Source organism: Pseudomonas duriflava, assembly GCF_007830155.1.
In the GTDB taxonomy this organism is placed as follows: domain Bacteria; phylum Pseudomonadota; class Gammaproteobacteria; order Pseudomonadales; family Pseudomonadaceae; genus Chryseomonas; species Chryseomonas duriflava.
Window position 1 is genome coordinate 1 of the sequence record NZ_VLKY01000005.1, and the last position, 14,661, is coordinate 14,661.

Genomic DNA, 14,661 nt, shown 5'->3' on the forward strand with positions numbered 1-14,661 from the left:
TTCATCGCGTCGGCCAGCTCCGAAGCCGGTACCACAGCCTCACCGGCACTGACCGCTGAGAGGTTGCCGTCCTGATAAAGCTTGCGCCAATGGAATAACTGGTTGGGGTTGATGCCGTTGCGCCGAGCCACGACGGAAACGCTTTGCCCCGGCTCCAGGCTCTCGCGAACCATGATGAGCTTTTCCTCGACGCTCCAACGGCGACGCCGCTCTTGGCCGAGCACTTCAATATGTCTGTCTTTGTTGGTAGTCATAAACACGACCGTTTGCCTATCCCTTATGGTAAGGGGAAAACGGTGTCCGGTGTTTCAGGGGGCTTGTTCATAATGCATGCACTGCTATAACACTATAAGGGTACAAGCTCTCGCGGCATTTAGAGCTTTTTAAGTCTTTTTAAACGGCTTTTGCCTGCTCTTTAGCACATGGTTGGCTTTTACGTTGCAGAGCTAGCTTTTATTTAGCTCTCGAGGCCGGTCGAAATCCTTTCTTTAAATTGCAACGATCTCATCTCTCTATAACCTTGATAACCGCCCTGCCCCTCTCACCGCATTTTTTACAGCGCTCCACCTTGGACCTGTCTGTTAGCGCCGCTTACTGGATCGCTGTAGCCTAGCTGTAGCCTATTGGTTATTGCGACGTCCTTAGGAATAGGGCTCGGTATCGCGACTCAGTCCTCTCTACTGCTTAATCAGCTACCCTCACCTCGTCCGGCCTCTTTCTATAGCGCTATTACAAGGGAAGCATTACTGCCATCCTGCTCAATCTTGTTTTGGCAGAAGAGAAAGCTGTGCCTGCCGTCGTGTCTGAAGTAGATTCCCTGTACGCTAAAAACGAAACGCATTTATAAACCGAACGCTTGCTTGAACCGGGGCAGTACACTATCAGTACTGCTCCAACCATTATGGACTGACTGGCTTCATGACTTTGCTAGTACCTGCTCACCACATGGGTGGCGAGAAACCTGCCGGGCGCATTCGCCAGAAGAACGAAGAACTGATCCTGACGGCGGCTGAAGAAGAATTCGCCAAGCATGGCTTCAAGGGCACCAGCATGAATACCATCGCGCAGCGCGTTGGTTTGCCCAAGGCCAACCTGCATTACTACTTCACTAATAAGTTAGGCCTGTATATGTCGGTACTGGCCAACATTCTCGAACTCTGGGATAGCACGTTCAACACACTGACCGTTGAAGACGATCCAGCTGAAGCATTAACCCGCTATATTCGAGCGAAAATGGAATTTTCTCGGCGGCACCCTCTAGCATCGCGGATTTTCGCTATGGAGATCATTGGAGGGGGGGCATGCTTGTATGAGTACTTCAATCAGGACTACCAGATCTGGTTTCGTCAGCGTGCAGCGGTATTTGAGGCCTGGGTCGAGGCAGGTAAGATGGACCCCATCGACCCGGTTCATCTTATTTTCCTGCTCTGGGGCAGTACTCAGCATTATGCCGACTTTTCTAGCCAAATCTGCCATGTGACTGGGCGCAAGCGCCTAACGAAACAGGACTTCGATGAGGCAACACGTACGCTTACTCATATCATTCTCAAAGGGTGTGGTTTGTCGCCACCGGGGTTGGCATGAGCAAAACCTTGATTTCACCTACCGAATTTCGCGAAGAAATTCGTAAAAGTCGATTTCATGCCTTTGCCTCACCGATCCATACGGCTGATAAAGCTCAGGCATTCATCGATCAGATCAGTGATCTTTCCGCTACACATAACTGCTGGGCCTGGAGACTAGGCCAGCAGTATCGTTTCAATGACGATGGAGAGCCTGGCGGTACAGCCGGGCGACCTATTCTAGCGGCAATAGACGGCCAAGATTGCGACCGGGTAGTTGTTGTGGTGACTCGCTGGTTTGGCGGAATCAAACTAGGCACTGGCGGACTGGTACGCGCTTATGGCGGATGTGCAGCCAAATGTTTGCAGAGCGCTGCACATGTTGTGCTGGTTCCACGAGTGACCGTGGCGTTTCAGTGCACCTATTCAGAGCTACCTCTGATTAAGGCACGCCTGGGTGAGTTTGAGGCTTTGCTAGATGGCGAGCGCTTTGCCTCCGACGGGGTTGAACTATGTTTAGCTTTGCCGGAAGTAGATTTATCCCGTATCCAACAGTACCTAGCTGATCTCAGCCGCGGTCGTATCCGTTTGCATCGTCTAGATACATCTCCTTCATTCAGCTAATTCCTTTGTAGCGCGCTGTTTCCTCAAGGCACAGGATTTGCTTATTCGTGGTGCACAAGCAAAACGGTTTGCGCCACAAAGAAGCATTGGCCTATATGGATGGCCACCTTTCTCTGGTTTTCCACCGTAATTTTGTTTGTAGCCTTTTAATAACTGCCTGTTCCTAAATGCTCACGTTTGGTGCACGGCATGAAATGACGAGCCTTTTTGGTGCCCTGCTTCTCTATTGTTTATTAAAGCTGCCGACCCATGAACGAACTACAAAGCGCTGTGAACGTCCTCATTCACGGATCTAATACCCTTTTCATTCTTGTAGGCGCCGTTATGGTGCTGGCCATGCATGCAGGCTTTGCCTTTTTGGAAGTAGGCACCGTTCGACAGAAAAACCAAGTCAATGCTTTATCGAAGATTCTTGCTGACTTCGCTATCTCGACCCTGGCTTACTTTTTTATTGGTTACTGGATTGCCTATGGGGTGAGCTTTTTCGCACCTGCCGAAACGCTCATGACCAACAACGGCTATGCGTTAGTAAAATTCTTCTTTCTACTAACCTTTGCAGCCGCGATACCAGCAATCATTTCCGGTGGCATTGCCGAGCGAGCACGTTTTGCTCCGCAATTGTGCGCGACGGCTTTAATCGTTGCGTTCATCTATCCCTTCTTTGAAGGTATTGTCTGGAATGGCAATTTGGGGCTGCAGGCTTGGCTTACAGAAGCCTTCGGCGCGCCATTCCATGATTTTGCTGGCTCTGTAGTTGTTCACGGTGTAGGTGGCTGGCTGGCATTGGGCGCCGTGTTGATGCTTGGTCAGCGAAACGGCCGCTACCGAGACGGAAAATTGGTGGCGTTCCCGCCTTCGAACATTCCCTTTCTAGCCTTGGGATCTTGGATTTTGATTGTCGGCTGGTTTGGCTTCAACGTTATGAGTGCACAAACTCTAGATGGTGTAAGCGGCTTGGTCGCTGTGAACTCCTTGATGGCCATGGTCGGTGGCGTGGTTGCTTCGCTCATTTTCGGCCGTAATGACCCTGGCTTTCTCCATAACGGTCCCTTGGCAGGTCTAGTGGCGGTGTGTGCGGGCTCGGATCTAATGCATCCTATTGGTGCATTGGCAACTGGCCTGGTGGCAGGCGCCCTGTTCGTCTGGGCATTTACGGCTACTCAGGTCAAATGGAAGATCGACGATGTGCTGGGGGTGTGGCCCCTCCATGGCTTATGTGGCGTATGGGGCGGCATCGCTTGCGGTCTCTTTGGGCAAGAGTTTCTCGAAGGGCGAGGCGGCGTCAGCTTTTTTAGCCAAGTGATCGGTACAGGACTGGGCGTAACTATCGCACTAGTGGGCGGACTGATCGTGTATGGCCTGCTTAAGGTGGTCCTAGGTTTACGTCTTTCCCAAGAGGAGGAATATTACGGGGCCGATCTTTCCATTCACAAAATTTCAGCCATCAATCAAGACTAAGCCTAACAGCCTCTGTACTTATCAAACCGAACAGAGGCTTTTCTTTCTATTACCCACATCTCACGTGGATGGCCCTGTGGATAAACGGAGGATAGCTTGCTCTGGTAGGTGCTACTCATGGCCCCTAAAGAATTGATCATTTTTTGATCAATGCAGTGACTTCTCGATATTCCTCCTTAAGCAAGTCGCGATTTATTGTCGAAAAGCAAAAAGCTGACCACCTGGCCAGCTTTTTGCTTTTCGAAAGGCCACTGCTTTCGTGAAGTGAGTGCCTCATGTCAATCGACACGCAACCGACCTCGTGCCCGCCGCCACGCGTGCAATTGTCCGGAATTACCAAGCGCTACCCTGGGACCCTCGCCAACGACAGAATAGAACTTACTCTTGAGCCAGGCGAGATTCGTGCACTGTTGGGCGAAAACGGTGCAGGCAAGAGCACGCTCATGAAGATCATTTATGGCGTAACTGCTCCAGACGAGGGTGAGATCCGCTGGAACGGTAGACCTGTTGTCATTCGTGACCCCGCCCAGGCCCGCCGTTTGGGAATTGGCATGGTGTTTCAGCACTTCTCCCTGTTCGAGACGCTGACGGTGGCTGAAAACATTGCCTTGGCACTAGGCCCTGAGGCACATCCGCGACGGCTGGTTTCGCGCATCCGTGAAGTCTCTCAGCGCTACGGCATGCCGCTCGAGCCAGACCGTTTAGTGCATAGCCTGTCTATTGGCGAGCGGCAACGGGTGGAAATCGTACGGTGCCTGATGCAAGACATCCAGTTGCTGATTCTGGATGAGCCAACCTCTGTATTGACGCCGCAAGAGGCTGAAGACCTATTTGTGACGCTTCGCCAGTTAGCGGCGGATGGCTGCAGCATTCTCTTTATCAGCCACAAACTGGGAGAAGTGCGAGCCTTGTGCAGCACCGCAACCGTATTGCGAGCCGGATGTGTTGCAGGTCATTGCATTCCAGCCCAGTGCTCGGATCTGGAGCTGGCACGCCTGATGGTGGGCGATGCAGAAGGGCTTGAAGGGAGTTATCCCAAGGCTCACGGCGGTGCCGTTTTTCTGAACGTCAGCCAGTTGAGCTGGCGTAACCCCGATCCGTTTGGTACGTCATTAGTTGATCTAAGCCTGGAAGTGCGGGCCGGTGAGATTATGGGCATCGCTGGTGTGGCCGGAAATGGCCAGGATGAGTTGTTGGCCTTGTTGGCCGGTGAGATACGTCTCCCGCCCCAGGAGAGTGCACGTATTTGCATCGCCAGCGAGCCGGTTGCTCATCTTAGTCCAGAGGCGCGCCGTCGCTGTGGACAAGCCTTTGTTCCGGCCGAACGTCTTGGGCATGGTGCCGTACCGGACATGAGCCTGGCAGACAATGCCCTGCTGACCGGTTTTCAGCAGGGCCTGCTCCAGCATGGCCTGATAAAACATGACAAGGTCATGGCTTTTGCCAATGACATTATTCGGCGTTTCAGCGTTAAGACACCGGATGCTCAAGCCATAGCCAGCAGCCTGTCCGGAGGTAATCTACAAAAATTTATTTTGGGCAGGGAAATCCTGCAGCAGCCAAAACTGTTGATTGCTGCCCATCCGACATGGGGTGTAGACGTAGGCGCCGCGGCGGCCATTCACCGGGCCCTGATCGGCCTGCGCGAGGCCGGTGCAGCGATTCTGGTTATTTCTGAAGACCTAGATGAGTTGTTTCAAATCTGCGATCGCATCGCAGCTCTGAGCAACGGTCGACTCACCACTCCTGTAGAGGTCGCTCACACGCATCCTATCGAGGTCGGCCGCTGGATGGCCGGCCAGTTCGATATTTCCCATTCGGCCGCCTGACGGAGCCCAGCCATGCTGCTCTCACTTGAACCACGCGCACAGCCTTCGCGCCTGATGATGTTGCTATCGCCTGTATTGGCCGGCCTGTTAACCCTTATCAGTGGCTCAATGCTGTTCGGGCTTTTAGGGCGTGATCCGCTACAGGTATTGCACACTTTGTTGATTGCTCCGCTCAGCGATCTTTATGGCATAGGTGAACTCTTGGTCAAAACCTTGCCGATTCTGTTGTGTGCTCTGGGCTTGGCCCTGGCATATCGCGCACGCATCTGGAACATTGGGGCGGAAGGTCAGTTGCTGATCGGCGCTCTGGCAGGTAGCGCGTTGGCAGTAAATATCATCGACATGGAAAGCCGCTGGGCGTTGGTAATGGTTGTGACGACTGGGGTGCTCGGCGGTGCGCTGTGGGCCGGGCTGGCTGCCTGGTTGCGGACGCATTTCCACGCAAATGAGATCCTGACGACAATCATGCTGAACTACATTGCGCTGAACCTGCTGCTGTACTGCGTACATGGGCCGCTTAAAGATCCTGAGGGTTATAACTTTCCGGAGTCTGCGCTGTTCGGCGAGGCCAGCCGGTTGCCTACGTTAAGCGATGACATGCGTGTCACGATCGGTGTGTATTTCGCACTGTTTGTACTGGTTGCCATCTGGGTACTGGCGCAAAAGAGTTTTTTGGGATTTCAGATCAAGGTTCTAGGTCTGGACAGGCGTGCTGCTGGATTCGTAGGGTTTCGTGAAAAGCGCCTGGTCTGGATCGTACTGCTTATCAGCGGTGCGCTGGCGGGTCTGGCCGGCGTATGCGAGGTAACCGGGCCGATTGGCCAGCTTGTCCCACAGGTTTCCCCCGGCTATGGCTACGCAGCTATTACCGTTGCATTTCTAGGACGGCTTCATCCCTTCGGCATCCTGCTTGCGAGCCTGCTTATGGCTTTGCTGTACCTGGGTGGCGAAACGGCACAGATGAGCCTGAACCTGCCAATGGCTGTTACCGGCTTGTTCCAGGGCATGATCCTGTTCTTTCTCTTGGCCTGCGATGTTCTGATCGTGTACCGCCTGCGTGGGAAAAAGAGACCACGCTCGATCATGGCAAGGAGCACCGGTGCAGTATTGCATCAGGCACCGGCCGACTGAGGATTCAACGGGCTGGATTGCAGCCTTCCACGACAATAAAGGTAGACGGTAGTGGATATCGATCTGTTGACCAATGTGTTCTACGCCATGGTGCGTACCGGCACTCCCCTACTGCTGGTGGCACTAGGCGAGATGGTCTGTGAGAAAAGCGGTGTGCTCAACCTTGGCCAAGAAGGCATGATGCTGTTCGGCGCGGTCATTGGCTTCATGGTGGCATTCAGTACCGGGCATCTCTGGCTGGGTGTGCTGCTTGCCATGCTGGCCGGCATACTCTTGTCCCTACTGTTTGCACTGGTAGCGGTCCACCTCAACGCTAATCAAGTAGCCTGCGGCTTGGCCCTGACGATTTTCGGCGTGGGCCTGTCTTCATTCGTAGGAGCCAGCTGGGTAGGTAAACCACTGGAAGGATTTTCTCCGATTGCCATTCCGCTCCTGAGCCAGATTCCAGGCATTGGAAAAATGCTATTTGCTCAGGATGCACTGGTTTATCTGTCCTTTGTCCTGTTTGCCCTCGTCGCCTGGATCGTACTGCGAAGCCGAATCGGGCTAATCATTCAAGCCGTGGGTGAGAACCCCAATGCAGCCAGTGCCATGGGGCTATCTGTTCTACGCGTACGCACGCTGGCCGTAATGTTTGGCGGAGCGATGGCCGGGTTGGCCGGCGGCTATCTCTCATTAGCCTATACCCCCATGTGGGCGGAAAACATGACTGCCGGACGTGGCTGGATCGCACTGGCTCTGGTGGTATTTGCCAGCTGGCGGGTTTTCCGCGTGCTCTTAGGCGCATACCTGTTTGGCTTGGCGAGCATTCTTCATCTAGTGGCTCAGGGCATTGGCGTTACTCTACCGGCCAACCTCATGGCGATGTTGCCTTACGTGGCAACTATCGTTGTGCTGGTATTGCTTTCCCGCGATACGATCAGGACGCGCCTGTATGCTCCTGTTTCCTTAGGGCAACCTTGGAAAGCCGGACACTAAGCTAGAATTCTTCTCACTAAACCATCTATTAAAAGGATCATAACTACGCAATAAATGCGCTTTTATGATCCTTTTAATAGATAGATCATAGCTTCTGTTCTGGTGGTCCATTGACTACACCTCCTCTTCAACAAGGAAACAGGCATGATCGAATTACGCCCTTTTAGCCAGCTCGGCGGCGCTCACCACGGCTGGCTCAATGCCAAGCATCATTTTTCCTTTGCTGATTACCATGATCCCAAGCGTATTCACTGGGGACGGTTACGGGTTTGGAATGATGACGAGATCGCACCAAACAGCGGATTTCCGCCTCACTCACATCAGGATATGGAAATCATTACCTATGTGCGTCAGGGAGCCATTACGCACAAAGACAATCTTGGTAATGAAGGAAGAACCGAGGCGGGTGACGTGCAGGTGATGAGTGCCGGAACCGGGATCACCCATGCCGAATATAACCTTGAGGCCGAAACGACAAAGATCTTCCAGATCTGGATTATTCCAGAGGAGCGTGGCGGTGAACCTTCCTGGGGCGCCAAGCCGTTTCCCAAAGATGACCGCGCCGGTCGCTTCGTAGTCTTGGCCAGCGGGTACGCCAGCGACACCGAGGCTCTGAAGATTCGAGCCGATGCGCGCTTGTTGGCTGCCACGCTCAAGGCAGGCCAGACCGCAGACTATATGTTGGGCAATCAGCGCAAGGGTTATCTAGTGGCAGCTAAGGGCCGCATCGAGGTGAACGGTATCCCAGCCGATGCGCGCGATGGTCTTGCCATTACCCAAGAGGAAGCCATAAAGGTGACGGCGCTGGAGGATAGCGAGGTCATTCTGGTAGATGCAGCCTGAACACTGACCTGTTGAGTTGTATAGGTGTCCCTCTCCTCACGGCAGACGGGATCAGATCGGTAAGCAAGCGAGTCATCATGATCAGATCGAAAGGCTGAACGTGTCAGCCTTGACCGCACGTTAGCGCGAGACAGCCTGGGCTTACTGAGGCGGACCAGAAGGCCCGCCCCAAGCTGCTACAACCCAATCGCCGTCAGCATGATGAAGGTAATGAACAGCACGAAATGCGTCATACCTTCGATAGCGTTGGTTTCGCCGTCGTTGAGGTTAATGGCTGCGATGATCAGAGTTACCCCCATCATTACCGTCTGAACCGGTGTCATGGCCATTTGCATGGGTTGTCCTGTAAACAGCGCGATAGCCTCAACTACCGGGACCGTCAGGATCACGGTGGACAACGACGCCCCTAAAGCAATATTGATTACCGACTGCATGCGATTCGCCATAGCAGCGCGCAAGGCGGTAAGAATCTCCGGGCTGGCAGAAATCACAGCCACGACCAGAGCCGATACCATGGGCGGGATTGGCAGCCCCTCAAGACCTGTATCCAGGGATTTAGACATCACCTCAGCCAGCGCGCCGGTCAACATGATGCCTATTACCAACAAAAGCATGGACAGCTTGAGACTACCCCCATGGGCCTCACCCACACTTTCCGCACCGGGTTTCTTTTTACGCTTTTCCGGGTAGTTGTAGCTAAAGAAATAACTGTGCGGCCCGGTTTGCATGCGTAAAAACACGGCATACATGAGCACCATAACAACAATGGTGAACGCGGAGTAAAAGTGCCAACGCTCTACCGGGATGAATTCCGGCACCAGCATGGAAATACTTACCGCGGTCAGGATCATGACTCCATAGCTGCGGCTGGAGTCATCGTTATAGGCTTGCTCGCCGTGCTTGAGTCCGCCCAGCAAGGCCGCCAAGCCAATAATGCCGTTGATGTCGAGGATAACGGCTGCATAGATGGTATCCCGCGCCAGGGTCGGTGAATGATCATGGCCCATCATGATGGCCAGGATAATTACCTCGACCAGTACAGCCGACAGGGTAAGGATCATCGTGCCATAGGGATCGCCTACCTTCTCAGCTAGAATTTCCGCATGGTTGGCCACTCGCATGGCGGTGCCGATAATGGCGGCAATCAGCACACCCGCCCCTACCAGAGCAATGACTTTCCCACTGTCCACGAGCCAAGGCTCGAATACATAAGCCAAGACGCCGATCACCAAGGCAATCAGCATCAAACTTTCCTCTTTAAGCGTAGCGATCATCCCACCCATGTCCTTTATAGAAGGCAGCCCATAAACAGGCACCATATTTAACAGAATGTTTCCATACGACCGCACAAGGTTTCAGTTAGGTCGGCTACGCGTCTAAAAAATCCCGCACCGTTTGCAGGCATTCCCTTTTGGCAATGCACCTTAATGCACCATGCATTAGCAGCCAGAACGTGACACTCCGCCTGAGCAGGCGACCTCGTGTTTATTGTCTGCTTGGTCAAGTTTTTGCATTTGAGAAGCATCTTTGCGCTCCCCTCTTACCCTCAGGAGTTCTACATGCACAGAAGCATCCTCAAAACGCTGGCCCGTGGCGTCGTAACGACCCTTGGGCTGGTCGCCGCCCTGAATGCCAGCGCGGCTGATCCGCTCAAGGTCGGCTTCGTCTACGTTGGCCCGGTAGGTGACCATGGCTGGACCTACCAGCACGAGCAGGGGCGACAGGAACTGATAGAGCACTTTGGTAACAAGGTCGAGACCAGTTTCGTTGAGAACGTGGCCGAGGGCGCCGATGCGGAGCGGGTAATTCGCAATATGGCCAAGGGCGGTTATGACCTGGTGTTTACGACCTCGTTTGGCTATATGAACCCAACTGTAAAAGTTGCCAAACAATTCCCCAAGGTGACTTTCGAACATGCGACCGGCTACAAACGGGACAAAAACCTGGGCACTTACCTGTCACGCTCTTATGAGGGGCGTTATGTAGGTGGCTTCTTGGCAGCGAAGATGACCAAGAGCCACAAGATCGGCTATATCGCTTCGTTTCCTATTCCAGAAGTTGTTCGCGACATCAATGCGATTCAGCTGGCCCTGAATAAATACGATCCCCAGGCTGAATTGAAAGTAGTGTGGGTAAACACCTGGTTTGATCCGGGCAGGGAATCGGATGCCGCCAACGCGTTGATTGATCAGGGTGTGGACGTGATCTTCCAACATACTGATAGCCCCGCCCCGATCCAGGCCGCTGAACGACGCGGGGTATATGCCGTGGGGTACGCCTCCGATATGCAGCACTTTGGTCCCAAGACGGTACTGACGTCTATCGTCAACGACTGGGGGCCGCATTACATCAAATCCGCTCAGGCGGTCATGGATGGCACCTGGAAATCCCAGGATTTCTGGGGAGGCCTAGCAGAAGACACTATTGTGCTGCCGTTAAACAAGGACATCCTGCCAGCTGATGTACAGGAAGAAGCCAGTGCACTCATTGCCAGCATCAAGAGTGGCGCGTTTCATCCCTTTACCGGCCCGGTCAAAGACAAGGCCGGCAAGGAGCGTATCAGCAGCGGTGCGGTGGCAAGCAATGCTGAACTCGCCTCGATGGATTATTACGTCGAAGGCGTGGACTCGGAACTGCCGAAGTAACGTAGCCCATGTGACATGAGCTTTGCTGCTCAAGCCCTCCCACCAGACGCACCAGACTCTACCTGTTGCGCCCAGCTATGAGAACGCTCATGAACCGTCTGCCAATAATTGATATCGCTCCACTTTACCGTAACGACCAGGCTGCATGGCGCTGTGTAGCCGAGGCCATTGATGCGGCCTGTCAACACTGGGGCTTCTTTTATATCCAGGGCCACCCTCTTCCACCTGAGCGCTTCGACGCCCTCATGACGGCCGCCCGTACCTTTTTCCATCTGCCACTTGAGGAAAAGCTCAAGATCGATATCACTCAGAGTCACAACCATCGAGGCTACGGTGCAGTGGCTAGCGAACAACTCGACCCTAACAAGCCCAGCGATTTGAAAGAAACCTTCGACATGGCATTGAACCTGCCGGAGGACCACCCCGATGTCAGGGCAGGTCGCGCCTTTTACGGTCCCAATCGCTACCCCGACTTGCCGGGCTGGCAACTGTTGCTGGAAGCCCATTACGCCGACATGCTCGATTTGGCGCTCACCGTGTTACGCGCCTTGGCCATCGCGCTAGATCTTGAGCATGACTTCTTTGACAAGCGCTTCGAACAGTCTGTCAGCGTATTCCGCCTGATTCACTATCCGTCACAGCTCACCCGCTCCAACACTGAGCAACAGGGTGCAGGTGCGCATACCGACTACGGTTGCGTGACACTGCTCTATCAGGATGAGGTAGGCGGTTTACAGGTCCAGAACCGGAGCGGTGAATGGATCGATGCACCGCCGATTCCCGGCACGTTCGTGGTCAACATTGGTGACATGATGGCACGATGGAGCAATGACCGTTATCGCTCTACCCCGCACCGGGTGACCAGCCCTGCGGTTGGAGAGCGTTATTCGATGCCTTTCTTTGCTGAGCCGCATATGGATACAGAGATCCGCTGCCTTCCGCACTGTTCAGATCCAGAGCACCCGGTGAAATACCCACCGACTACCTGCGCAGAGTGGCTAACGTCGCGTTTTGCAGCGACTTATGCGTATCGCCGAGACGCGGTAACAACATGACGAAAGCCGGTACGGCCTAACCGTACCGGCCTATGCTCAGGCAGGCGTAGGCCGGAGCTTTTCGAGCAGCGAGCGTGTCGTGTTGGAAAAGAAGGGGCGGAAATTCAAGGCATGTTGCTCGACTACATTCCAAGAAAATATTGCCAACGGCAGAGTAAGGGCAAAGGACAACGCAAACATGGCCCAAGGACCAACGCCTGGAAGCAGGGCCGCTACAGTTTGCTGGACCGGAAAGGCATAGATGTAAATACCATAGGAATAATCGCCTACCGAATTGTAGCGACGGATCACACCTGCCGGCACAAAAGCTACATAGAACAGCCCATACGCCAAGATCAGGTTATAGACGAAAAAGAAGATACCTTGATGAGGCGTTGAGGCCACAAGAAATATCATTGCTAGCCAGAATAGCTTGCGGGACAACGGAATATAATTCCTCAGTACATAAAAACTCCCGCCCATGAAGAACATATAGAACAGACGAATAAACTCCGAACTCATGTCCAACGAATAGGCTGTGAATTTCACAACGCCAGCAAGGAAGGTCAACAATACAATAATGTATTTGAAATACTTGGGACCCAGACGAAGCATATATAAACATAGCCAGAGAGCAGCTACGACAATATACATGCTGACTTCGAACGGAAGTGTCCAAAGCGACCCATTGACTACGCCACGTATGGGATTAGCTTGGAATACCCCAGGCAGATGGAATTCCGCTCCAGCCAATAAACTGGTGTTCTTAAGCAGGTAAATCCACGTTTCCGGGTGAAAAAGATACGACAGTACGGGAAATCTCGTGAAATACAGCCCAAGACCTAGCACCGTGACCACCAACATGACCGCTAGGCCAGGTAGTACTCGCAGCACGCGGGCCCAGATAAAATCGATAATATTAGCCCGAGAAATCAAGCTTTTGACGATCAGAAAACCACTGGTGATAAAGAAGATATCGACTGCCATATCCCCTAGGGTCATGCCAAGCGAATGTCGCAAAGGCTCAGCCTGCGGCGTGCCCGTCGACAAGGCAAAACTGTGACTCATAAGTACCGTAAGGGCTGCGATGATTCGAATCAGATTTAAATTATTGTCCTTTCCCTTTACAAAATCTCCCACTGTTCTCACACCCCACCTCGCTTCCTATAAAAAGTTCACCTGGAGTACATGACTAGCGAGGCTAACATTTGATTCCCTGCGGTAAGTTCATTGTATTCATGGAAACAATGAGATATGCCGCATTTCAAAACATATCAAATTGACAGCATAGACCTCACAAATTATATATAGACTTGATTATATACCGTTAGCGCTTAAGCGGTCGCGATAATTATCTCCCTATAAAAGCCTGCTCATTTCATGAAAGCAAACACAGATAATAGCTGTTCAGTTTTCATTCAAAATCATATATAGCACCCGATTCTGCTTTTGCCTAATAAAGTCCTTCAGTTAGTAATTCATCAATATTTCATGCCTGAATCATAGGTATTTCCCATGACGGCGAAACCTGCGAACCAAGCCGCAGGCATGACATAATTGCACCAAACTGCTGACGAGAATATTCACCATGTACGACTGGCTCAATGCCTTACCTAAAGCCGAACTCCACCTCCATCTCGAAGGCACGCTGGAACCCGAACTCATGTTCATGCTGGCGGAACGCCATGGCGTACGGTTGCCATTCGCAGATGTCGAAGCCTTGCGTCAAGCCTACTCCTTCAACAATCTCCAGGAGTTCCTTGACCTGTATTACCAAGGCGCTGATGTGCTCCGCACCGAGCAAGACTTTTACGATCTGACCTGGGCCTACCTGCTCAAGTGCAAGGAACAGAACGTTGTTCATACCGAGCCGTTCTTTGATCCACAGACCCATACTGACCGTGGCATCCCTTTCGAAGTGGTGCTCAATGGTATTACGCAAGCACTCAAAGACGGCGAGCAAAAGCTCGGTATAAAGAGCGGCCTGATCCTGAGCTTTTTACGCCACCTGTCCGAAGAGGAAGCCTTCAAGACTTTCGAACAGGCCCTGCCCTTCCGGGATGCGTTTGTCGCGGTAGGTCTGGACAGTTCTGAAGTTGGTCATCCCCCTAGCAAGTTCAAGCGAGTATTCGATCGTGCCCGCAGCGAAGGCTTTGCTGCGGTGGCCCATGCCGGTGAAGAAGGTCCGCCTTCTTATATCTGGGAAGCGCTGGACCTGCTCAATGTAGTTCGTATCGATCATGGCGTCCGTGCTGTTGAAGACGAACGCCTTATGCACCGTCTGATCGACCAGCAGATTCCGCTGACAGTCTGCCCGCTATCGAATACCAAATTGCGTGTGTTCGATGACATGAGCCAACACAACATCCTCACCTTGCTTGAGCGTGGCGTGAAAGTTACGGTCAACTCAGACGACCCGGCTTACTTTGGTGGCTATGTCACTGAAAATTTCGCTGCACTGCATGAAAGCCTCGGCATGACCGAAGCACAGGCCAAGCGTCTGGCCCAAAATAGCCTGGACGCACGTCTGGTTATCTGACGACGCCACTCCGTAGCC

General features: G+C 52.9%; 13 protein-coding genes. 10 read left to right on the top strand and 3 right to left on the bottom strand.

Annotated features, from left to right (window positions below):
* A partial coding sequence (locus tag IQ22_RS08190) for a transposase (protein ID WP_145141161.1) occupies positions 1–230 on the bottom strand: 230 nt, incomplete at its 3' end.
* 688 nt (positions 231–918) lie between these two features.
* Here IQ22_RS08190 and IQ22_RS08195 point away from each other — a divergent pair.
* The 7 genes from IQ22_RS08195 to IQ22_RS08225 all read left to right on the top strand — a co-directional run bounded on the left by IQ22_RS08195 (position 919) and on the right by IQ22_RS08225 (position 8,425).
* Positions 919–1,584 (top strand): TetR/AcrR family transcriptional regulator, encoded by a 666-nt coding sequence (locus tag IQ22_RS08195; protein WP_145140678.1) that lies wholly within the window; start codon positions 919–921, stop codon positions 1,582–1,584.
* Entirely contained in the window at positions 1,581–2,186 is a 606-nt protein-coding gene (locus tag IQ22_RS08200) for an IMPACT family protein (protein ID WP_145140679.1), read from the top strand. The genes IQ22_RS08195 and IQ22_RS08200 overlap by 4 nt, the downstream gene beginning before the upstream one ends.
* 249 nt (positions 2,187–2,435) lie before the next feature.
* Complete coding sequence (locus tag IQ22_RS08205; protein WP_145140680.1) at positions 2,436–3,644, top strand: ammonium transporter; 1,209 nt, start codon at positions 2,436–2,438, stop codon at positions 3,642–3,644.
* A gap of 275 nt (positions 3,645–3,919) precedes the next feature.
* Positions 3,920–5,473, top strand: a complete 1,554-nt coding sequence (locus IQ22_RS08210) for an ABC transporter ATP-binding protein (RefSeq protein WP_145140681.1) — start codon at positions 3,920–3,922, stop codon at positions 5,471–5,473.
* A 12-nt stretch (positions 5,474–5,485) separates the two neighbouring features.
* Complete coding sequence (locus IQ22_RS08215; protein WP_145140682.1) at positions 5,486–6,604, top strand: ABC transporter permease; 1,119 nt, start codon at positions 5,486–5,488, stop codon at positions 6,602–6,604.
* Positions 6,605–6,655: 51 nt separating this feature from the next.
* Positions 6,656–7,582: an ABC transporter permease gene (locus IQ22_RS08220; protein WP_145140683.1), complete on the top strand. Its 927-nt coding sequence runs from the start codon at positions 6,656–6,658 to the stop codon at positions 7,580–7,582.
* Positions 7,583–7,726: 144 nt separating this feature from the next.
* Positions 7,727–8,425, top strand: a complete 699-nt coding sequence (locus tag IQ22_RS08225) for a pirin family protein (RefSeq protein ID WP_145140684.1) — start codon at positions 7,727–7,729, stop codon at positions 8,423–8,425.
* Between the two features lie 176 nt (positions 8,426–8,601).
* Here the strand turns inward: IQ22_RS08225 and IQ22_RS08230 are convergent, their stop codons facing one another.
* Positions 8,602–9,699 carry a calcium:cation antiporter gene (locus IQ22_RS08230; protein WP_145140685.1) on the bottom strand — a complete coding sequence of 366 codons (1,098 nt, stop codon included), beginning with the start codon at positions 9,697–9,699 and terminating at the stop codon, positions 8,602–8,604.
* A gap of 285 nt (positions 9,700–9,984) precedes the next feature.
* Here IQ22_RS08230 and IQ22_RS08235 point away from each other — a divergent pair, with 285 nt between their 5' ends.
* Both IQ22_RS08235 and IQ22_RS08240 read left to right on the top strand, forming a co-directional pair.
* Positions 9,985–11,070, top strand: coding sequence for a BMP family ABC transporter substrate-binding protein (locus tag IQ22_RS08235; protein WP_145140686.1), 1,086 nt, complete (start codon positions 9,985–9,987; stop codon positions 11,068–11,070).
* 89 nt (positions 11,071–11,159) lie between these two features.
* Positions 11,160–12,125, top strand: coding sequence for an isopenicillin N synthase family dioxygenase (locus IQ22_RS08240; RefSeq protein WP_145140687.1), 966 nt, complete (start codon positions 11,160–11,162; stop codon positions 12,123–12,125).
* Positions 12,126–12,161: 36 nt separating this feature from the next.
* On the opposite strand, the gene IQ22_RS08245 is transcribed toward IQ22_RS08240, so the two are convergent.
* The gene (locus IQ22_RS08245; RefSeq protein WP_145140688.1) at positions 12,162–13,253 is read right to left on the bottom strand and encodes an acyltransferase family protein; all 1,092 of its coding nucleotides are present in this window, start codon (positions 13,251–13,253) and stop codon (positions 12,162–12,164) included.
* A 439-nt stretch (positions 13,254–13,692) separates the two neighbouring features.
* Here IQ22_RS08245 and IQ22_RS08250 point away from each other — a divergent pair, with 439 nt between their 5' ends.
* Positions 13,693–14,643: an adenosine deaminase gene (locus IQ22_RS08250; RefSeq protein ID WP_145140689.1), complete on the top strand. Its 951-nt coding sequence runs from the start codon at positions 13,693–13,695 to the stop codon at positions 14,641–14,643.
* Positions 14,644–14,661: the final 18 nt, after the last annotated feature.